The 18,837-nt window shown below is 73.4% G+C and carries 20 protein-coding genes and 1 pseudogene; 11 read left to right on the top strand and 10 right to left on the bottom strand.

The features are described from left to right. Positions 1-109 precede the first annotated feature (109 nt). The 4 genes from ACWDYJ_RS05855 to ACWDYJ_RS05840 all read left to right on the top strand — a co-directional run bounded on the left by ACWDYJ_RS05855 (position 110) and on the right by ACWDYJ_RS05840 (position 4,591). Positions 110-2,020, top strand: coding sequence for a helix-turn-helix domain-containing protein (locus tag ACWDYJ_RS05855; protein WP_451564227.1), 1,911 nt, complete (start codon positions 110-112; stop codon positions 2,018-2,020). Positions 2,021-2,124: 104 nt separating this feature from the next. Next, positions 2,125-3,069 (top strand): ABC transporter ATP-binding protein, encoded by a 945-nt coding sequence (locus ACWDYJ_RS05850; protein ID WP_451564226.1) that lies wholly within the window; start codon positions 2,125-2,127, stop codon positions 3,067-3,069. After that, on the top strand, positions 3,066-4,052 hold the full coding sequence (locus tag ACWDYJ_RS05845; RefSeq protein ID WP_451564225.1) for an ABC transporter permease: 987 nt from the start codon (positions 3,066-3,068) through the stop codon (positions 4,050-4,052). The genes ACWDYJ_RS05850 and ACWDYJ_RS05845 overlap by 4 nt, the downstream gene beginning before the upstream one ends. A gap of 65 nt (positions 4,053-4,117) precedes the next feature. Beyond that, positions 4,118-4,591, top strand: a complete 474-nt coding sequence (locus ACWDYJ_RS05840) for a GntR family transcriptional regulator (RefSeq protein WP_451564224.1) — start codon at positions 4,118-4,120, stop codon at positions 4,589-4,591. Between the two features lie 293 nt (positions 4,592-4,884). Here ACWDYJ_RS05840 and ACWDYJ_RS05835 read toward each other — a convergent pair whose 3' ends face one another. The 8 genes from ACWDYJ_RS05835 to ACWDYJ_RS05800 form a co-directional block, all read right to left on the bottom strand. Next, on the bottom strand, positions 4,885-5,607 hold the full coding sequence (locus ACWDYJ_RS05835; protein WP_451564223.1) for a dioxygenase family protein: 723 nt from the start codon (positions 5,605-5,607) through the stop codon (positions 4,885-4,887). A 35-nt stretch (positions 5,608-5,642) separates the two neighbouring features. Continuing rightward, positions 5,643-6,317, bottom strand: a complete 675-nt coding sequence (locus ACWDYJ_RS05830; RefSeq protein ID WP_451564222.1) for a DUF2278 family protein — start codon at positions 6,315-6,317, stop codon at positions 5,643-5,645. Between the two features lie 9 nt (positions 6,318-6,326). Further along, the gene (locus ACWDYJ_RS05825) at positions 6,327-7,616 is read right to left on the bottom strand and encodes an anhydro-N-acetylmuramic acid kinase (protein ID WP_451564221.1); all 1,290 of its coding nucleotides are present in this window, start codon (positions 7,614-7,616) and stop codon (positions 6,327-6,329) included. Next, a complete protein-coding gene (locus tag ACWDYJ_RS05820; protein WP_451564220.1) occupies positions 7,613-8,986 on the bottom strand; it encodes an MFS transporter in 1,374 nt (457 codons plus the stop codon). Before ACWDYJ_RS05820 ends, ACWDYJ_RS05825 begins: the two co-directional genes overlap by 4 nt. Further along, the gene (locus tag ACWDYJ_RS05815; protein ID WP_451564219.1) at positions 8,983-10,410 is read right to left on the bottom strand and encodes an Ig-like domain-containing protein; all 1,428 of its coding nucleotides are present in this window, start codon (positions 10,408-10,410) and stop codon (positions 8,983-8,985) included. The genes ACWDYJ_RS05820 and ACWDYJ_RS05815 overlap by 4 nt, the downstream gene beginning before the upstream one ends. A gap of 193 nt (positions 10,411-10,603) precedes the next feature. Then, entirely contained in the window at positions 10,604-10,969 is a 366-nt protein-coding gene (locus ACWDYJ_RS05810; protein WP_451564218.1) for an STAS domain-containing protein, read from the bottom strand. 44 nt (positions 10,970-11,013) lie between these two features. Next, a complete protein-coding gene (locus ACWDYJ_RS05805; protein ID WP_451564217.1) occupies positions 11,014-11,457 on the bottom strand; it encodes a DUF2267 domain-containing protein in 444 nt (147 codons plus the stop codon). Positions 11,458-11,588: 131 nt separating this feature from the next. Further along, on the bottom strand, positions 11,589-12,020 hold the full coding sequence (locus ACWDYJ_RS05800) for an Hsp20/alpha crystallin family protein (protein ID WP_451564216.1): 432 nt from the start codon (positions 12,018-12,020) through the stop codon (positions 11,589-11,591). A gap of 131 nt (positions 12,021-12,151) precedes the next feature. Here ACWDYJ_RS05800 and ACWDYJ_RS05795 point away from each other — a divergent pair, with 131 nt between their 5' ends. Beyond that, positions 12,152-12,835, top strand: coding sequence for an HSP18 transcriptional regulator (locus ACWDYJ_RS05795; protein ID WP_451564215.1), 684 nt, complete (start codon positions 12,152-12,154; stop codon positions 12,833-12,835). A 12-nt stretch (positions 12,836-12,847) separates the two neighbouring features. Here the strand turns inward: ACWDYJ_RS05795 and ACWDYJ_RS05790 are convergent, their stop codons facing one another. Then, complete coding sequence (locus ACWDYJ_RS05790; RefSeq protein WP_451564214.1) at positions 12,848-13,813, bottom strand: LLM class F420-dependent oxidoreductase; 966 nt, start codon at positions 13,811-13,813, stop codon at positions 12,848-12,850. 163 nt (positions 13,814-13,976) lie between these two features. On the opposite strand from ACWDYJ_RS05790, the gene ACWDYJ_RS05785 reads away from it, so the two are divergent. From ACWDYJ_RS05785 to ACWDYJ_RS05765, 5 genes are all read left to right on the top strand, one after another. Continuing rightward, complete coding sequence (locus ACWDYJ_RS05785) at positions 13,977-14,669, top strand: HemK2/MTQ2 family protein methyltransferase (RefSeq protein ID WP_451564213.1); 693 nt, start codon at positions 13,977-13,979, stop codon at positions 14,667-14,669. Next, positions 14,653-14,892, top strand: a complete 240-nt coding sequence (locus ACWDYJ_RS05780) for a CDGSH iron-sulfur domain-containing protein (protein ID WP_451564212.1) — start codon at positions 14,653-14,655, stop codon at positions 14,890-14,892. Before ACWDYJ_RS05785 ends, ACWDYJ_RS05780 begins: the two co-directional genes overlap by 17 nt. Continuing rightward, the gene (locus ACWDYJ_RS05775; RefSeq protein WP_451564211.1) at positions 14,889-15,956 is read left to right on the top strand and encodes an iron-containing redox enzyme family protein; all 1,068 of its coding nucleotides are present in this window, start codon (positions 14,889-14,891) and stop codon (positions 15,954-15,956) included. The genes ACWDYJ_RS05780 and ACWDYJ_RS05775 overlap by 4 nt, the downstream gene beginning before the upstream one ends. 9 nt (positions 15,957-15,965) lie before the next feature. Beyond that, positions 15,966-16,586: an L-threonylcarbamoyladenylate synthase gene (locus tag ACWDYJ_RS05770; RefSeq protein WP_451564210.1), complete on the top strand. Its 621-nt coding sequence runs from the start codon at positions 15,966-15,968 to the stop codon at positions 16,584-16,586. Between the two features lie 98 nt (positions 16,587-16,684). Further along, entirely contained in the window at positions 16,685-17,128 is a 444-nt protein-coding gene (locus ACWDYJ_RS05765) for an HflX-like GTP-binding protein (RefSeq protein ID WP_451564209.1), read from the top strand. A gap of 46 nt (positions 17,129-17,174) precedes the next feature. Here ACWDYJ_RS05765 and ACWDYJ_RS05760 read toward each other — a convergent pair. Beyond that, positions 17,175-17,746: pseudogene (locus ACWDYJ_RS05760) on the bottom strand (MerR family transcriptional regulator); the annotation flags it as partial. A 356-nt stretch (positions 17,747-18,102) separates the two neighbouring features. Between ACWDYJ_RS05760 and ACWDYJ_RS05755 the strand changes: the two are divergent. Further along, entirely contained in the window at positions 18,103-18,747 is a 645-nt protein-coding gene (locus ACWDYJ_RS05755) for a hypothetical protein (protein WP_451564208.1), read from the top strand. Positions 18,748-18,837 lie beyond the last annotated feature (90 nt).

The raw sequence follows: 18,837 nt of genomic DNA, 5'->3' as shown, positions 1-18,837 counted from the left end.
CTTCCGATACGCCCGCTCCCGCGCCCGCCGTGCCGTCCGGTCCCGTTCGCCTTTCCGTTCCCCGGGGCCTCGTACGGCGGGCATCTGCCCCCCGAAAGCCGGCCGCCGTATGCTCCCCACCGTGACCACCCCATCCGGTCCGCGGCAGCTGCTGGACCTCCTGGCCCGGGGCGCGGCCGCCGAGGAGTTCGCCCGGCCCACCGAGCGCGCCCAGGCGGCGGGCGCGTCCGCGGGCGAGCTGGCCGCGTTGGCCGAGGACACCGAGGTGGCGCTGCGCATCCGGCGCACCCTCAGCCAGCACCGCCGCCGCGAGGCCCAGCTGACCGCGCTCTTCGACACCGCCAGCGACCTGGCGGCCCTGCGCGAACTGGACGCCGTACTGCGGGCCATCGTGCACCGGGCCAAGATGCTGCTGGGCACCGACGTCACCTACCTGTCCCTGAACGACGAGGCGGCGGGCGACACGTACATGCGGGTCACCGAGGGTTCGGTCGCCGCCGCCTTCCAGCGTGTCCGGCTCGGCATGGGGGAAGGGCTCGGCGGCCTCGTCGCCCAGACCGCCCGCCCGTACGCCACCGGTGACTACCACGGCGACACCCGCTTCCACCACACCGACGGCATCGACAGCGCCGTCCTCCAAGAGGGGCTGCGGGCGATCCTGGGCGTGCCGCTGCGGGTGGGCGCCCAGGTCATCGGGGTCCTCTACGCCGCCGACCGCACGCCGCGCGCGTTCACGCCCGACGAGGTCGCGCTGCTGTCCTCGCTCGCCGACCACGCCGCCATCGCCATCGACGGGGCCCGGCTGCTGGAGGAGACCCGGGCCGCGCTCGTCGACCTGAACTCCGCCACCGCGACCATCCGCGCCCAGAGCGAGGCCCTGCGCCGCGCCGAGGACGCCCACGACCAGCTCACCGACCTGGTGCTGCGCGGCGGCGACGCCACCGCCGTGGCCACCGAGATCGCGGCCATCCTCGGCGGTGGCGTCCTCATCCACGACTCCGAAGGGGCCGAACTGGCCCGTACGGGGGCCCGGTCGTGCGACCCGGCGGCCCCGCCCGCCCGGGCCGTCGCCGCCTCCCGGACCAGCGGCCGGGCCGTCGCGCTCGACGGGACCTGGGTGTGCGCGGTACTCGCGGGGCCCGAACTGCTCGGCAGTATCGCCCTGACCGGGCGCGAGGACCTCTCGGACGCGGACCGGCTCCTGTTCGAACGGGCCGGCGTCGTCGCGGCGCTGCTCCTGCTGGTGCGCCGCTCGGTCGCCGAGACCGAGGACCGGGTCCGCGGCGAACTGCTGAACGATCTGCTGTCCACGACCGGGGATCCGGATCCCGGAAGTCTGGCCGCCCGTGCCCGCCGGCTCGGCATCGGCCTGGGCCGTCCGCTGGGGGTGTTCGTCACCCACAGTGCGACGGCGGACCGGCAGCGGCTGCTCGCCGCGGCCGCTCGTCGGGCGCAGGCCCTCGACGGGCTGGCAGGGCTGCACCACGGTCAGGTCGTGCTCGTCGTACCCGCCGAGGACCCCGGGGCGTCCGCCCGTACGCTCGCCGCCGAACTGGGGCAGGCGGTGGCCGCCGAGGTCACCGTCGGCGCGGCCGGTCCCACCACCGGTCCGGCCGGTCTGCCGGCCGCGCACGCCGAGGCGCACCGCTGTCTGTGCGCCTTGCGCTCACTGGGCCAGAGCGGTCAGGGCGGCGCCCTGCGCGAACTCGGCTTCGTCGGCGTACTCCTCGGCGACCGGTCGGGGGTCGCCGGGTACGTACGGAGCACGCTCGCGCCCGTGCTGGACTACGACGCCGCCCGTGGCACGGACCTGACCGGCACGCTGGAGGCGTACTTCGCGCAGAGCGGCAGTCTCACCCGGACCAAAGCGGTGCTGCACGTCCATGTGAACACCGTCGTGCAGCGCCTGGAGCGGATCGCGCACCTCCTGGGGCAGGACTGGAACAGTCCGGGCCGAGCCCTGGAACTCCAGCTGGCGCTGCGTCTGCACCGATTGGCGGCGCAGCCGGGCGGCCTCTGATCCGGTCGGGCCCAAGGGCTCGGGGCCTCGCGGTTGACACCCACTTCGGCATGCGTCCATGATTCCATTAGTCATCTAGTGGAATTAGGGAAAAGGGGGACGCCGTGGGCGACATGACCACTTCCGACGCGGCCGACATCCGGTGGGCCGTCGAGGCACGCGGGCTGGGCAAGAGGTACCGCCGGGGCTGGGCGCTGCGGGACTGTTCCTTTCGGATCCCGGCCGGCCGCATCGCCGCCCTGGTGGGGCCCAACGGGGCCGGCAAGAGCACTTTGCTGAGCCTGGCGGCCCGTCTCGTCGAGCCGTCGGCCGGTGAGCTGAGCGTCTTCGGCCTGCCCGTCGCCGCGCGCGACTCGATGACCCGGTGGGCCTACCTCGGACAGGACAAGCCGCTGTTCAAGAGGTTCACGGTGGCGGAGACCCTGCGCATGGGGCAGGAGCTGAACCCCGCCTGGGACCAGGCGGTGGCGGCCAGGATCGTACGCGCCGGCGACGTGCCCTTGCAGGCGAAGATCGCAGACCTGTCGGGCGGCCAGCGCACCCGCGTGGCGTTCGCGCTCGCCTTCGGCAAGCGCCCCGAACTGCTCCTCCTCGACGAGCCGATGGCCGATCTGGACCCGGTCGCCCGGGACGAGATCGGCTCGCTGCTCCTGTCCGAGGCCGCCGAGCACGGCACGACCGTACTGATGTCCTCCCACGCGCTCAGCGAGATAGAGCACATGTGTGACTACGTACTCGTACTCGCCGGCGGGCGGGTGCGGATGGCCGGCGACGCCGACGAACTGGTCCCCCTTCACACCCTGGTCACCGGGCTGACCACCGAAGACGGCCTGCCGGCCGCCCTGGGCTCGCACACGGTGATCGAAGTGCGCACCTCCGGACGGCAGTTCACCGCCATGGTCCGACGCCAGGGACCGATGAACGCCGAATGGCAGCTGACGGAACCCAGCTTGGAAGAGCTCCTGCTCTCCTATCTCCGCTCCCCGCAGGCGCCCGCACTGCTCTCCCCGAGCGCTGTCCCCGGTCACCGAGAGGAGCACGCGGCATGAGCACGCTGACCCCCGGCCGGACCGGCCAGGACGCCGTACCCGCCAAGCCCCGCCGACTGCGCGGGCTGGCCTGGCTCCTGGCCCGCCAGCACCGCGCCGCCCTGATCGTCTGCGCGGCGGTGACCGTCCTCGGCGCGGCCTGGATCGTCTACCAGCGCGGCGCGATGCTGGACAGCCTCCAAGCCGCCGGCTGGCCCACCAAGCCCGCCGATGCCATCGACAGCGATGTGCGGAACCGGATCAGCAACGACCTCGACTCCTTCGGCAGCAACCTGGCGTTCCTTCCCTTGCTGCTCGGCGTGTTCCTCGGCGCGCCGCTCATCGCGTCGGACCAGGAGCAAGGCACCGCGCGGCTCGTCACCACGCAGTCCGTGTCCCGAGGCCACTGGCTGCTCTGGAAGCTGTGCTTCGCGCTGGCACTGGTGGCGGTGACGACCGGGATCCTCAGCCTGTTCTACGCCTGGTGGTGGCGCTCGCTCGGACCGTTCGCCCCGGCCGACTGGCTGACCGGCTCCCTCTTCGACACCACCGGCCCGGTCCTGGTGGCGACGGCCCTGTGCACCACGTCGCTCGGGATCGCGATCGGCGCGCTGGCCCGCCGGGCCGTGCCCGCCATGGCGGCCACGTTCGTCGCCTCGACCGTCGTCCTGTTCGTGGCCGGCATGCTGAGGGACCAGCTGGCCACACCGCGGCGGCTCACCTTCCCCCTCGACAGCCGGGAGCCTGCCGTACTCGACGGCGTCGTCCAGGTCGACCAGTGGATCGGCACGGCGTCGGGAGAGCTCTACGGATGGGGCACCTGCGTACACGAGACGTCCCCGCAGGCCTGCCGGGCCGATCTCGGCATCGTCGACTCGGTCTGGGAGTACTTCGGCCGCGACCAGATGGCGGGCATGCAGTGGACCGCCGCGGGAGGCTTCCTCGCGCTCACCGCGGTCAGCATCACCGTGTTCCTGTGGCGCACGCGTCGCGGGCCGCTCTAGCGCGGACCCCGATGGACGAACACCTAGTCTGAAAGCCCCTACGAAAGATCAAGGAGGCGGGCACCGTGGTCGTGTTCCGCATCGAACGCCGCAGCGGTCTGCCCGCCTACCTCCAGATCGTCCACCAGGTGGAGCAGGCACTGCGCATGGGCGCGCTCACCGAGGGGGACAAGCTGCCCACCGCGGCGCAGGTCGCCGCCACCACGAAGGTCAACCCCAACACCACCCTCAAGGCCTACCGCGAGCTGGAGCGGTCGGGTCTGGTGGAGGTACGGCAGGGCTCGGGCACCTTCATCACCCGCTCACTGGCCACCCCGCAGACCGCGCCGGAGTCCCCTTCACGGACGGAGCTCGGCGCGTGGATGCGGCAGGCCCGCGACCGGGGCCTGAGCGCCCACGAGGTCACCACGCTGTTCGACACCGTCCTCGGCGAGACCTTCCCGGCCGGTACGCCGATGCCCACGCACGTGACCGCGCGTACGGATGAGGTCCCGCCTCAGGGCCGGCCGGAGCCCGGTGACACCGCGCGCAGGGAGTAGAGGACCGGGAGGTACGAGTCCCCGAACGGGAGCCGGTACAGGCCGTCCTCACCTCGGGGAAGCATGCCGCGGGGGTCGAGTTCGGTGGCGGTGTGTTCGCCGAGGTGCCGCATCGTGAGCCCTGCCAGAACCTGTCCGCGGGAGTCGAGCCGTGGACGCGGGCACGGGCGTCCCACAGCGCACGGTTCAGGGCCATCCCGTCGTCCTGACGGGGCTTGGCGGTTTCCGGCATACGCCGAGGGTGGCAGAGGGACCGGCTCCGCGGAATCGAGTTACGCCGCGGGGGGACCTCCTCAGGCGATCCCCACCGTGTACGCGGCGCGGTATCCGGCGCCGTCGGGTACCGGCGCCAGCGTGGTGGCGGCGCCGGAGGCGCGGTAGCGGCTGTCCCGGCCGTTGGGGTGCTTCGGCACGGGGCGGCGCGCGTACGGCTCGCGCGCGTACACCTTCAGCAGGAAGTCCTCGGGGAAGAAGAACTGCGCGGTCGTCCCCGTACGGGCGTCGGGGCGCACCTTGAAGTGGATGTGCGGGGCCAGACCCGCGTACCAGCCGGGCACGATCGTGCGGAACGCGCACCGCCCGGCGGCGTCGGTGACCTGGGTGCCGCGCAGGAAGGTGGCCCCGCCGGTGGAGTAGGTGCCGGAGGCGTCGGCCTGCCATACGTCGACCGCGGCGGACGGCAGCGGCCGGCAGCCCCCGGACACCTGGACCACCGTCAGTTCCAGTCGCAGCGGCACTCCCTGCCTGCCTTCGGTGATGTCCGACCGCAGCTTGTCGAGGTCGAGGTAGTACGGTCCGGCACCCGATTCCGCGGTCAGGACGCAGGCCGGGGTGCTGCGGGCGCCCGAGGGCGTCGGTGCGGCCGCGCCGGCCGACGGCGCTCCGGCGGCCGTCCGCATCCCGCCCGGGCCGGAGCAGGCCGCCGTCAGCGCGGCGACCGCGGCCGATCCGGCGGTGAGCAGCGCCGCCCGACGGCTGGTCGGGGCGGAAGCGGGGGAGGTCTCGTTCTCGGTCATGCGTATCCCTCACAGCGTGGCCCGGTCGTGAGCTTCTAGGCCGACACGACCTGGACCGGATGGCCGGCCGCGTCGGTCTGGTCGGCCTGGGTGGAGAACTTGTTCAGGAAGACGTCGTACTGGCCGTCGAGCCGCCGGGTGAGGGTCGCCCCGTCCTGCCAGATGCCGTTCTCGGCCCACCACTGGGTGCCGTACGGATCACCCTGGTTCTGGTGGATGTTGTGCATGCCGAGGCCGAAGGTGAACGGCTCCCCGAAGATCAGGATCCCCCTGCCGGGGACGAGGAGGGGTTCGAGGGCCCGGGCCGCGTCGAGGTTGGAGCCCGAGATCCAGGGCCGGGGCGGGTTCAGCCGGTCCAGGAGAGCCCGCAGCCAGGCCGGGGGGCTGCGTACGAAGAGGCAGCCCGGGCGGTCCACGAGGGCGGGATGCCTGAGGTAGTCGAGGGCGCCGGAGCCCGAGGTCATGGAGAGCTCGTGGTATCCGTATCCGAGGCCGGGCACCGGGTCGAGTACCGAGGCGGCGAGCGTGAACACCTTCCACTGGACACCGGTGGTGGACTGCTTGCTGTCCACGTCGATGGCGCAGTGGTACCGGCCGGCGGGAGCGTCGACCTCCAGGTTGACGTGGAACCAGTCCCCCTGCGTGTCGGGCTGGTCGCGGAAGTGGCGGTGCAGCGTCCCCGAGAGCACACCGTAGGCGTCGAGCGGCATGCCGCCCAGTCAACCACCGCCGCCGCGCCCCGGTTCCGGACGCGCGGGAAGTCGGCCCGTCTGCCCTCGGTCGGCGGTACGTCGGACCGGGCGGTGCCCACCGCTCGCCTCTCCCGCGACGACGAGGGAGCTCGGCGGGCGGGTGGGGCCGGCCGGGAGCCGCAGGGGGCGCCGGCCCGGAGTGAGGGAGCCGAGGACTCGGGGCCCGCGGGCGCCGGTGCACGCGGGGACGTTGCCGGGCAGGCCGTGGAGGGTGAGGAAGCCGAGGACGGCGAAGGCGTACGCCTCCTTCGCCGTGGTCGGCAGGCCGAGGGCGTCGGAGGTCAGCAGTGCGGTTCCGGCGGCCAGTTCCTCGCGGAGCATGGACATCAGGACCGGGTTGCGGGTGCCGCCGCCGGAGGCGATGACCTCGGTGACGCCGAGGGGACGCAGCGCGTCGGCGATGGTGCGGGCGGTGAGCCGGGTGAGGGTGGCCAGGACGTCCTGCGGCGCGAGGGCGCCGAAGCCGGCCAGCACCGCACCCAGGTATCCCGGGTGGAACAGCTCCTTGCCGGTCGTCTTGGGGGCCGGCAGCCGGTAGTACGGCTCGGTGAGCAGCGCGCCCAGCAGTGGTTCGTGGATCCGGCCGGCGGCGGCGAGGGCGCCGTCCTCGTCGTAGTCGAGCCGCCCCGCGGTCAGTTCGCGGACCGCCGTGTCGAGGAGGGCGTTTCCCGGGCCGGTGTCGAAGGCCACCGGCGCGCCGGTGGCGGGCAGGGCGGTGAGGTTGGCGATCCCGCCGATGTTCAGGGCGGCGGGCGCACCGGGACGCCCGCGCAGCAGCATCAGGTCGATCAGGCTCACCAGTGGGGCGCCCTGGCCGCCGGCCGCGACGTCGGCGGGGCGGAAGTCGGAGACGACGGGGCAGCCGGTGGCCTCGGCGATCCAGGCGGGGCGTCCGAGCTGGAGGGTGCCGCGCACCTGGCCGCCGGCCGCCCAGTGGTAGACGGTCTGCCCGTGCGATGCGATCAACTCCGCGCGTCCTGCGCAGAGTTCATGGTCGGCCCGGACGGCGAGCCCGGCGAAGGCCTGTCCGATGCGGGTGTCGATCCGGCACACCTCGGCCATGGTGGTGGGCGCGGGCGGCAGGGCCGCCGCGAGCGCGGTGCGCAGGGCGTCGTCGTACGGGGCGCTGACCATGCCGAGCGGAACCAGCCGCACCACGTCCCCCTCCCCCTCGCTCCCGGCCTCGATCGTCAGCTCGGCGGCCGCCGCGTCGACGGCGTCGTACGAGGTGCCCGACATCAGGCCGACGACCCTCATCGCAGCGGCCGGCGGTGGTCGTCGCCGCGCAGGCCCGCCAGGGCGACGGCGCTCAGGGCGCAGGCGCCGGCCGCGTAGTAGGCGGGGATGTCGGTGCTGCCCGTGCCGGCGGTCAGGGCGGTGATGGCGAGGCCGGCGCAGCCGGAGAAGACCGCGTTGGCCAGGGCGTACGCCACTCCGAGGCCGGTGCAGCGCACGGACGCGGGGAACATCTCGGCGAGCATCGCGGGACCCGGTCCGGCGAGCAGGCCGACCGCCGCGCCCGCGCCGAGGACGGCGACCGCCTTGGCCGGTGCGGAGGCGGCGGGGTCCTGGAGGAGGTGCAGGAGCGGGAGGGAGAACACGACGACGGTGAGGGCCCCGCAGAGCATGACGGGGCGCCGGCCGATCCGGTCGCTGAGCATTCCGGCGGGCAGGATGGAGGCGGCGAAGCCGAGGTTGGCGAGGGTGGTGGCGATCAGGGCCTCCTGGAAGGACGCGCCGAGCGTGGACTGGAGGTGGGACGGCAGGACGACGAGGAAGGTGTACCCGGCCGCGGACCAGCCCATGATGCGCCCGATGCCGAGCGCGACGGCCCCGACGGTGCCGGTGCCGGTGGCGGTGGCGGTCGGGGGTTTCGGGGTCGCCGGGGCCGCCGCCGGGGATCCGGGCGGTTCCGCGAGGCCGGCGCGCAGCCACAGGGCGCCCAGTCCGAGGGGCAGGGCCAGCAGGAACGGGATGCGCCAGCCCCAGTCGTGCAGGGCGGCCGGGGAGAGCAGCGAGGCCAGCAGGGCGGCGGTCGCGGCGCCGGTGAGCAGGCCGAGCGCGACGGTGAAGGACTGCCAGGCGCCGTAGCGGCCGCGCCGGCCGGGGGGCGCGTACTCGGTCATCAGGGCGACGGCACCGCCGAACTCCCCTCCCGCGGAGAGGCCTTGCAGGGCGCGCAGCAGGGTGAGCAGCCAGGGCGCGGCAGCGCCGGCCGTCGCCTGGGTCGGGAGCAGCCCGATCAGGGTGGTGGCCAGCGTCATGAGCCCGACGACGAGGATGAGGGTGGGGCGGCGGCCGATGCGGTCACCGAGCCGGCCGAACAGCAGGGCTCCGGCGGGGCGGAAGAAGAAGGCCAGCGCGAAGGAGGCGTACGTGGCGACCAGCGGCCCGGCGCCCGCCGTGCCCGCCCCTGCCGTGCCCGCTACCGACTGAGGGGTGAAGAAGTGGGCGGCGATGACGGTCGCGAAGCAGCCGTACACCCCGAACTCGTACCACTCGACGAAGTTGCCGACCGCTCCCGCGAGCAGCGCGCGGCGCGACCGGGTCGAGGCGGGGTCCAGCGGATCGGACTCCGGATCGGACTCCGGACCGGAACCCGCTCGCAGGCCGGCGCCGACCGTCATGTCGTCGGATGAAGCCGGGAGGGGGTGAGGGGGGTGCTGTCCTGCGGAGGTACCTCGGCGGCGGTCAGGGCGCTGCCCGCCAGCCAGGTGCGCCAGTCCATGTTCCAGTCGCCGAAGCCGTTGTCGAAGGGGGCCATCTTCTCGCCGCCGCTGTTGACCACCTCGACGATGTCCCCTTCGCGGACCGTGTGGAAGAACCAGGCCGCGTCCTCGGTGCTCATGCCCGTGCAGCCGTGGCTGACGTTCTCCTCGCCCTGGGACTCGACCGACCAGGGCGCGGCGTGGACGTACTCGCCGCTCCAGGTCACCCGGGTCGCGTAGAAGACGGGCAGGTCGTAGAACTCCTTCGTGCCGCGCTGGATGCCGACGGTGTCCCCGCGCATCCGGACCTTGTACTCCTTGCGCAGGACCACCTTGATGCCGGTGCGCGTCCGGAAGCCGGCCTTGCCGGTGGTGACCGGGATCTTCCTGATGACCTGTCCGTTGCGGCGTACCGTCATCTCGTGGGCGGCGGAGTCGGTGACGGCCTCGATCCGGTCTCCGACGGTGAACCGCAGGGGGTCGGAGGGACCGCCGTAGCCGTGTTCGCCGAACTCCACTCCGTCGAGACCGCTGCTGACGCGGACTTCGGCGTGGGCGGGCCAGTACGTACGCGGCCGGTAGTGCAGCGTCTCGTCGTCGACCCAGTGCCAGGCCCCTTCGACGTGGGGCTCGGAGGTCACCTGGAGTGCCTGCTCCAGCCGGGCGCGGGCCTGGAGGTCGTCGGCGGGCAGGGGGCGGCTGAGGGTGGCGGTCACGATCTTCCCGGCGCCGTAGGTGCCGGGGCCGGGCCCGAACTCGACCGTCAGCCGGCCGCTCGCCGCCGCGGGCGGCGCCGTGCGGAACGCGAAGCTCACGCCGACCGGTGTGCCGGCCGCGTCCTGTGCGGCGACCCGCACGGTGTAACTCTGGCCCGCGCGCAGCGGCTCGGTGTTGCGCCAGCGCCCGCTGTCGGGGGCGAGGTCACCGGCCAGATGGCGGCCGTGCCCGTCGCTCACGGTCACATCGGTGAGGCGTCCCGCGTCCGCGAGGGCGATCTCCAGCGGACCGCCGGCGTCCGTGGCCGGCACGTCCGCGCGGGCGGCGTGCGCCGCGTCGCCGAGGGGCGGGTTCCACAGGAGCGAGCCCACTCCCCCGGCGGTGGCCAGGACGCGCTGCTCCCGCCAGTCGCCGCACAGCCCGGTCCGGAACGTCCTCGCCGCGCACCAGCCACCGCCGACGGACCTAGGGCTCTCGTCCAGTGCCCGCCCGACCAGCAGCGTGACCGCCGCCTCCCGGGGGGCGCCCGCCAACGACCTGTGCGCGGTGTCGGACCCGGGCGGTCGGCCCGGCGCCGCGGCGACGACCAGCATGGCTCCCGCGACCACCGCCGCGGCGCCCAGCACCCTGGCTGGTCGCGTCCTCGTGGTCCGTTGCGTCCGCGGCATGACCATGCGGGCCCTCCCAGATCTCGTACGGCCGGATGGCAGCATCCAAACGATCCGGAGCCAAAACGATGATCATAAACTCGGCCCTGCGGCCGAACGGGGACCCAAGTGAACCCGCACGGAGCACACGCGCTCCTCCCGGCGGCGCGGATCAGGCGGGCGGGGTCTCGTCGATCGCGAAGAGGTTCTCGGTGCCGGTGACCTCCAGCAGACGGCGGAACTGCCGGGTGGGCGCGGCCAGGCGCAGGGTCCGGCCGCGATCCTCGGCGACGATCCGCGCCCGCAGCAGCGCGTTCAGTCCGGATGAGTCGCAGAACGTCAGACCGCTGAGGTCCACGACGACCTCGTCGGGGCCGCCGGTGTGGGCGAGCGCGGTGAGCAGTGCCGCGCGCAGCCCCTCGACGTGCTCCAGGTCGATCGCGCCGGTGGGGCGGACGGTGATCACTTCCGACCCCACCTCGACGGCGGCGGGCTCGATGGCGGCAGGCTCGACGTCCGCGATCGGTTCCTCGTTCATGAGCCTTCCTCCGTCCGGCGACCCGTCGGGAATCGTACGAAAGTCTAGGCCGCGGCCCGGGGCGGTCGCAGCTGCGCCTGGCCGAAGAGCAGGGCATAGCCGTCGGGAAGCCCGGCCAGGATCCGCTCGACGAGCTCGGGACCGGCGAGGTCGGCGACGGGGCCGAGGACGGCTCCCGTGTCCCAGCGTGCGGTGGCGAGCGTGCCTCCGCACCGCGCGGCGAGGTCCTTCACGAATTCCCAGCCGGTGAGCTGCCGGATGTCGGGAATCTCCGCGGTGAAGGCGAGTGCCGCCGGGGCGGGCAGCCGGCTGGCGAGTTCGACGCGTTCGTCGCCGGTGAGCCGGCGGCCCAGGGCCGCCAGGACGTCGCGGACGGCCCGCTCGGCGCGTTCGCGGTTCGGGTAGGCGCCCTCGTACTGCACGCGTTCCAGCAGCTGCTCGAACGTCAGGGCCGGTGCGGGACGTGCCGGTGCGGGCCGACGGTACATGGGGGTGCGCTTTCCTTTCGGTGCGAGGAGGGCGCCGGTCGAGGCGGCCGGTGCCCCCGCGTGGTGGGCGGAGGACGGGGATGCCGGAGGGGGTCGGGGTCCCCGCCCTCCGCGGACGGTGGACTACCGGTTCAGCCGCTGATCTGCTTGGGTTCGGACGTGCCGCCGATGGCGATCTTGCGGGGCTTGGCCCGCTCGGCGATCGGGATGCGCAGGGTGAGGACACCCGCGTCGTAGTCCGCCTTGATGTGCTCGGTGTCGAGCGTGTCGGCAAGCATGATCTGGCGGGAGAAAATGCCCAGCGGTCGCTCGGACAGCTCCCTCTGCACGTCGTCCGTGTTCCCGGAGGGCCGGCGCTCGGCCTTCACGGTCAGCATGTTGCGTTCGACGTCGATGTCGATCGCCTCGGTGGAGACGCCCGGGATGTCGAAGGCCACGACGTACTCGTCACCCTCGCGGTAGGCGTCCATCGGCATCGCCGTCGGCCTCGACCACGTGCCGGGGTTCATCAGCTGCTCCGTGATCCGGTCGAGCTCGCGGAACGGGTCGGTCCGCATCAGCATCGCGAAACACCTCCAGTCGACTCGGGCAGGCACTGCCCATGCGCTTCAACTCGACACCGTTGTAACATGTCATCGAAACGATGACAAGCAAGAAGTCACCAGATCGATGACAATCAGCTCAGGAGGCCTCGATGCCCTCGGACCACCCCCGTTCCTCCCCCGAGCCCGGTCCCACGTCCTTCCTCGCCGCCGCCACCGCCCTGGGCAGCATCGAGCGGGCCCTCGACACGGCTCGCTCGGCCGATACGGGCACGCCCGGCCCAGGGAAACCCGGCCCGGGTACGGCGGATCCCGTCGAGGCCATGGCGGCCCTCCTGCTCCTGCGCCAGGTCCGTGAGCAGCTGGCCGGCTGGGAGAGCGGTCTGATCGAAACGGCCCGGGACGCCGGGGCGAGCTGGGCCGACCTCGCCGGCCCCCTCGGCGTCGCCAGTCGGCAGGCCGCCGAACGCCGCTACCTGCGGCTGCGCCCCGGCACCGCCGGGAGCACGGGCGATGAGCGCGTCCAGGCCACGCGCGACCTGCGGGCCGCCGAGCGGTCGGTCACCGCCTGGGCCCGCGCCCACGCCGCCGACCTGCGCCGGCTCGCCGCCGCCGTCACCGCCCTCCCCGGCCTGCCCGCCACCGCCCGGACACCCATCGGAGTGCTGGACCAGGCCCTGGCCGGGGACGACGCCGCCGCGCTCGTGGCCCCGCTGATCGCGGCCCGTTCCCATCTCCAGGCCGGCCATCCCGACCTCACCGCCCGGATCGACGCCCTGGTCCAGCAGACCGACCGGCTCCGCCGGGACACCCGCGACCAGCGCCGGGGCGGCTGAGACCGTCCGCGCTCACAGCTCCCGCAGGGCGGGCAGCAGCTTCGCCTCGGCCCAGTCGAGGAAGGGCTCCTGGTGGCCGCCGCCGATCTGGACGAGGGCGACCTCGGTGAATCCCGCCTCGGCGTAGGGGCGTACCGCTTCGACGACCGCCTCCACATCGTCGCCGCAGGCGATGGCGTCCGCCACGTCCTCGGGACGGGTCCGCTGCGCGGCCTGGTCGAAGCCCGCGGTGCCGGGCAGTTCGGCGTTGACCTTCCAGCCGCCGAGCGCCCAGCGGAACTGCTCGTGCGCCCGCGCCACCGCCGCGTCGCGATCGGTGTCGTAGCAGACGGGGAGCTGGCCGACGCGCGGCTTGCCCGCTCCTCCGTTGCGGTCGAACGCGTCCAGCAGTTCCCGCTCTTGCTCGGTGGCGATCACGAGGTCGCCGAGCCGGCCGGCGAGTTCGCAGGAGCGGTCGCCGGACACGGCGATGCCGATCGGCGGCGGCTCCTCCGGGAGGTCCCACACTTTGGCGTTCTCGACGTCGAAGTGGGGGCCGTGGTGGCTGACCAGACCCCCGCCGAAGAGGGCCCGGATGATGTCGACGGCCTCTTCGAGCATCTCCAGACGGACGTGCGCGGCGGGCCAGCCGCCGCCGACGACGTGCTCGTTGAGGTTCTCCCCCGAGCCGAGCCCCAGCCGGAAGCGCCCGTCGGAGAGCAGCTGCATCGTGGCTGCCTTCTGCGCGACCACCGCGGGGTGGTAGCGGAACGTGGGACACGTCACGTACGTCATCAGTGGGATGCGGGTGGTGGCCTGCGCCGCCGCGCCCAGGACGCTCCACGCGTAGGGCGCGTGTCCCTGGGAGTCGAGCCAGGGGAAGTAGTGGTCGGAGATGACGGAGAAGTCGAAACCCGCCCGCTCCGCGCCGACCACGTGGTTCACCAGCTCACGGGGTCCGGCCTGTTCGGTCATCATCGTGTACCCGATTCGCGTCATGTGCGGCGCCTTGCCGCCGTCTCGCCGGTTCAAACGCCCACGGTCCACCCCGCCGCCCGCAGATCCGCGGGGCGGATGAAGCGGGCGGTACGGGGTAGCCGCCCTCTGTCGAGTCCACGCCCTGATCCGCAGCGCGGACCACGGCCCGAGCCGGAGGTGAGAGGTGCCCCGATCCGTCCTGATCCCGACCACAGGAGAAGACCCGCACAAGCTGATCGCGCTGCCCGGTGTCTACCGCCCCCAGGCCGACACCCGTCTCCTCGCGGACGCACTGGTCCGGGAGGAGCTGGGACCGGCGACGGACGTGCTGGAGATCGGCACCGGCACGGGCGCCCTCGCCCTGCGTGCGGCGGCCAGGGGAGCCCGGGTGACCGCGGTGGACGTGTCCTGGCCGGCGGTGGCCACCGCCCGGCTGAACGCCCTGCGGGAGCGGCTGCCGCTGCGGGTCCTGCACGGGGACTTCGTGGACCGCACCCGCGGCCGGCGCTTCGACATGATCCTCGCGAACCCTCCGTACGTACCCTCGCCCCAACCCCTGCCGCCGTCGCGCGGCCCCGGGCGGGCCTGGGACGCGGGGCCCGAAGGGCGTCACGTCATCGACCGGATCTGCGGCCGGGCCCCGGCTCTGCTGCGCCCCGGCGGCGTCCTGCTGATGGTGCACTCGGACATGTGCGGGGCCCAGCGGACGGTGGACCAGCTGCGTCGGGCCGGGCTGTCCGCGGGGGTGACCTCGCGCGACCCCGTGCGGTGGGGGCCCGTACTGCGTTCCCGGCGGGCCTGGCTGGAGAGCAGGGGCCTGGCGGACCACGGTGAGGAATGGGAAGAGCTGGTGATCATCCGTGCGCGGTACCTCTGAGACCCCCGAGATCCCCGGGACCCCCGAGGGCCCGCTGCTCGTCGAGGGCCCGGTGGAGATCGTCCTGGACGACGGGACGATCGCCCGCTCCGACCGGTTCATGGTCGCGGTGTGCACCTGCCGCCGCAGCCGCGCCTATCCCTGGTGCGACACCAGCCACCGCCCCCGCCAGCGGACCGCTCCCGGCGCCGCCCCCGACCCCGAGGACAGGACCTCCCGATGACCGCCGCCCCCCGCCCGACCGGCGCCCGCCCCACCGGCCCCGGCCTGCCGCAGCCGCGCGGCGAGCTGTCCGGCGCCGTGGTCACGGCCCTGCGTACCTGCCTGCCACCCGCCTACTCCTCCGGATCCGTCGTGGAGGCCGACCCCTGGGGCGAGGACCTCCAGCTCGCCCTCTGCCTGCTGTACGAACTCCACTACCGGGGCTGGGGCGGCGTCGACGACGACCGCGAATGGGATCCGGACCTCCTGCGGCTGCGCCAGGCACTGGAATCCCGCTTCCTGGACGCCCTGTGCGCCGACCTGGCCGACGCGCCGCGGACCGTCGAGGAGGCCTTCGCCCCGCTGCTCGTCGAGCCCGTCGACCTCTCCGGCAGCCTCAGCCACCAGCTGCGCACCGAGGGCGAGCTCTGGCAGTTGCGCGAGTACGCCGCCCTGCGCTCGCTCTACCACCTCAAGGAGGCCGATCCGCACGCCTGGGTCATCCCGCGGCTGACCGGCCGGGCCAAGGCCGCGATGGTGGCCATCGAGTACGACGAGTTCGGCGCCGGGCACGCCGACCGGATCCACGCCCGCCTCTTCGCCGACCTCATGACGGACCTCGGCCTGGACCCCACGTACGGCCGCTATGTCGAGCAGGCCCCGGCGCCGCTGCTCGCCACCGTCAACCTGATGTCCCTCTTCGGCCTGCACCGGGCGCTGCGGGGTGCCCTCGTCGGACACTTCGCACACGTCGAGGTCACCTCCTCACCCGGCTCCCGCCGCCTGGCCCACGCCATGCGTCGCTGCGGAGCGGGGCCGGCCGCCGAGCACTTCTACGCGGAGCACGTGGAGGCCGACGCCGTCCACGAACAGGTCGTACGCCGCGACGTCATCGGCGGCCTGCTCGCCGACGAGCCCGCCCTGGAGGCCGACGTCGCCTTCGGCTGCGCGGCGACCGCCCTGCTGGAGGACCGCCTCGCCGCGCACATCCGTACGGCCTGGCGGGAGAACAGGTCGGCCCTGCGCACCGCGCTGCCCCAGGAGGCCGCCGCCGGGCCGGCCGAGTGGGGGGCGGGGGTCCCGTAGGCTCGGCGGATGGCCAAGTACTTCGACGTGCACCCCGAGAATCCCCAGCGGCGCACCATCAGCGGCGTGGCGGACAGCATCCGGGCCGGCGCGCTCATCGCATACCCCACGGACTCCTGCTTCGCGCTCGGCTGCCAGCTGGGCAATCGTGACGGCCTCGCGCGGATCCGGTCGATCCGGGACCTCGACGACCGTCACCACTTCACCCTGGTGTGCGAGAACTTCGCCCAGCTGGGGCAGTTCGTACACATCGACAACAAGGTGTTCCGCGCGATCAAGGCGGCGACGCCCGGCCCCTACACCTTCATCCTCCCCGCGACGTCGGAGGTGCCGCGCCAGCTGATGCACCCGAAGAAGAAGACGGTCGGCGTCCGGATTCCCGACCATCTCGTCACCCAGGCCCTGCTCGCCGAGCTCGGTGAGCCGCTGGTCTCCAGCACCCTGCTGCTGCCGGACGAGGACGAGCCGATGACGGTCGGCTGGGAGATCAAGGAACGGCTCGACCACGAGGTGGACGCCGTGGTCGACTCCGGCGACTGCGGCACCAGGCCGACCACGGTCATCGACTTCTCCAGCGGTGAGGCGGAGATCGTACGCCGCGGCGCCGGCGACACCGCGCGCTTCGAGTAGCCCGGGGCCGCCCGGCGAGCCGGGGGAAGGCGCGGCGGAGAGGGCGCCGCGGGGAAACTCGTCGCGGTCGCCGCCCGCCACGCCCTACGGTGGCGGGCATGCACCAGCACCGCGAGCGGGCCCGGCGCCCCGGCCGTCGTGTCCGGACCACGGCAGGCCGGCGGAACGCACCGGTCGCGCTGCCGCCCCTCGCGGGGGCCGAGTTCGTGCTCGTCGGGTATTTCTCCGCGAAGCGGAAGGACTTCACCACGGTCATGGACGCGGCCGCCGCGGACCTGACGGTGCGCGGCGCCCGGATCGTGGGCCGATTCGTACAGCGCCGCGGCGTCTCCGACGGCGGTGTGCGGAAGATGGCCCTGCCGTACTCCTCGCGGACCGTGCTCCGTTACGGAAAGGTCCGTGAGGTGGCCGCGGCCCGCGAGCTGACCGGAGCCGACGCGGTGGTCTTCGTCCATTCCCTGACCGAACGCCAACAGCGCGTGCTTTCCGACCTCTTCGGCTGCCCCGCGCTCGGTCTGGCGCAGGCCCTCGCCGCGGGCTGAGCCGATCCGGGCGCGACGCCGCCCGTCGGGCGCGGCCGGCCCGCCGTCACGACAGCCCGTCCCCGCGGGCCGCCTCCTCCTCCTGGGCCAGCCGGTGCATCGCCTTCAGCACCGGTTCGAAGAGGATCGCGGCGGCGACCGCCGCCTCCACCTTCTCCGACTCCGAGGGGTAGGTGTCCACGAAGTCGAGGTCCCGGACGGCCACCTGGTGCGTCAACCGGGCGTAGGGTGCCATCAGTTCGGCGTCCCACGGATAGTCGAGCCGGATCGGGGAGGCCACCGCCACCACCAGCGCCCGGTGGTCGGGCGAGATGTGGCGAGTTCCCGGGCGGCCGACCAGCCCAGCATCTCCAGCAGTCGGTCCACCTCGCGGCGCGCGGTGACCACGGCCTCGTCGCCCTCGTCCGGCTCCGGTACGTGCGGCAGCGCCCACAGCGCCGCGCCCAGTCGGATCGTCCTGCCCAGGGAGTCGTCGTCGATGTGCCGGAGCACTTCGCGCGCCGTCGCCACCGACACCCGGCCGACCTGGATCAGCGTACGCACCAGGCGCAGTCGGCGCAGATGGTGCTCGTCGTAGTCCGCGGTCGTGGCGCTGACCCGGTGTCCGGGCGGCAACAGAGAGCGTCACTGTCTCACCATGCGCGGTGCGCTGGGCGGTGCACCCTTGGGTGCCGGCGCTCCTCGCCATGCCGTGCATGCTCCGCGAAAAGCTCTACGCGTACGCTTCGGCCTCGGATACCTTCCACCACAGGATGTGGGCGGTCGTCAACGGCAAAGGAACGAGCGGGCAAGGACTGGCCGCCGCCGCGGGCGTGCTGCCCGTCGAGAAGCTCGGACGGCGCGCCGCCGACCGGTTCGCGCACCGCGCACCCCACCCGCCCGCACCGGCCGAACCGGCCGCACCCGATACATCGGCCACACCGGATACATCGCGCCGAGCACGACGCCGGCGCCATTTCACGAGGAGAAGCAGCATGGATGCGCACAGCAGTACCCCGCCCCCCGGCCCCGGGCGCATGGGCCGTGTCGCGGGGGCGGTGATAGTCGCCGCGGTCCTCGGCCTCACCGCCGCGTGCACCGGCGGCCTGTCCGGCGACAAGGGCTCCTCGTCCTCCTCGTCGCAGAAGGAGGGGACGTGGAAGATCGGCGACTGCGGCGGACCCGACCCCGACGACGCGCCGGACGGATTCCGGGCCTTCGACTGCGGTGACTCCGGTGCGACGTTCAAGGCCCTGGAGGTCACCTCCGCCGGGATCCTCCCCGGTTCCATCCAGTGCCCGGCCGGCACGGACGTGATGATCCGGGTGTCGATCTCCTACGGGTCCTCCTCCAAGGACAAGAACAAGGGCGGGGGCATCCCGACCCACACCGTCTGCGGACGCAATCTCTCCGGCGACCACCCCGGCGACGCGGGCGCGGGCGGCGGACAGCTGGTGAAGGGCGACTGCGTGAGTTCGACGGCGCAGGAAGTCGCCTGCGCGTCCGCCGGCGCGGACGGGTTCAAGGTCCTGGAGCTCGCCAAGACCAAGGAGGAGTGCCCGGCCGGCACCACCGAGCCGATGGAACTGACCATGTCGATCGGCCGGCCGTACGACGTGATCTGCGGCAGCGCGGTCTAGGTCGTGTCGTCAAAGTCCCTCCTGGCCGGTGGGGCCTGGCACGCACGCTCATCCCCCAGCCTCCGGCCGGGGGGACCCCCAGGTTGTCGT

The sequence above is a fragment of the Streptomyces sp. NPDC003042 genome (assembly GCF_053591315.1).
Note: the sequence above shows the minus strand (reverse complement) of the source record. Positions and strands in the feature narration are given on the sequence as shown.

Excerpts from the sequence above, each read along its gene's own strand:
- ACWDYJ_RS05835 (WP_451564223.1), bottom strand. The coding sequence starts at position 5,607 with ATGACCGAGAACGAGACCTCCCCCGCTTCCGCCCCGACCAGCCGTCGG.
- ACWDYJ_RS05765 (WP_451564209.1), top strand. The coding sequence starts at position 16,685 with ATGCACCAGCACCGCGAGCGGGCCCGGCGCCCCGGCCGTCGTGTCCGG.
- ACWDYJ_RS05820 (WP_451564220.1), bottom strand. The coding sequence starts at position 8,986 with ATGACGGTCGGCGCCGGCCTGCGAGCGGGTTCCGGTCCGGAGTCCGAT.
- ACWDYJ_RS05795 (WP_451564215.1), top strand. The coding sequence starts at position 12,152 with ATGCCCTCGGACCACCCCCGTTCCTCCCCCGAGCCCGGTCCCACGTCC.
- ACWDYJ_RS05830 (WP_451564222.1), bottom strand. The coding sequence starts at position 6,317 with ATGCCGCTCGACGCCTACGGTGTGCTCTCGGGGACGCTGCACCGCCAC.
- ACWDYJ_RS05825 (WP_451564221.1), bottom strand. The coding sequence starts at position 7,616 with ATGAGGGTCGTCGGCCTGATGTCGGGCACCTCGTACGACGCCGTCGAC.
- ACWDYJ_RS05755 (WP_451564208.1), top strand. The coding sequence starts at position 18,103 with ATGGATGCGCACAGCAGTACCCCGCCCCCCGGCCCCGGGCGCATGGGC.
- ACWDYJ_RS05790 (WP_451564214.1), bottom strand. The coding sequence starts at position 13,813 with ATGACGCGAATCGGGTACACGATGATGACCGAACAGGCCGGACCCCGT.
- ACWDYJ_RS05775 (WP_451564211.1), top strand. The coding sequence starts at position 14,889 with ATGACCGCCGCCCCCCGCCCGACCGGCGCCCGCCCCACCGGCCCCGGC.
- ACWDYJ_RS05770 (WP_451564210.1), top strand. The coding sequence starts at position 15,966 with ATGGCCAAGTACTTCGACGTGCACCCCGAGAATCCCCAGCGGCGCACC.
- ACWDYJ_RS05800 (WP_451564216.1), bottom strand. The coding sequence starts at position 12,020 with ATGCTGATGCGGACCGACCCGTTCCGCGAGCTCGACCGGATCACGGAG.
- ACWDYJ_RS05845 (WP_451564225.1), top strand. The coding sequence starts at position 3,066 with ATGAGCACGCTGACCCCCGGCCGGACCGGCCAGGACGCCGTACCCGCC.
- ACWDYJ_RS05810 (WP_451564218.1), bottom strand. The coding sequence starts at position 10,969 with ATGAACGAGGAACCGATCGCGGACGTCGAGCCTGCCGCCATCGAGCCC.
- ACWDYJ_RS05855 (WP_451564227.1), top strand. The coding sequence starts at position 110 with ATGCTCCCCACCGTGACCACCCCATCCGGTCCGCGGCAGCTGCTGGAC.
- ACWDYJ_RS05805 (WP_451564217.1), bottom strand. The coding sequence starts at position 11,457 with ATGTACCGTCGGCCCGCACCGGCACGTCCCGCACCGGCCCTGACGTTC.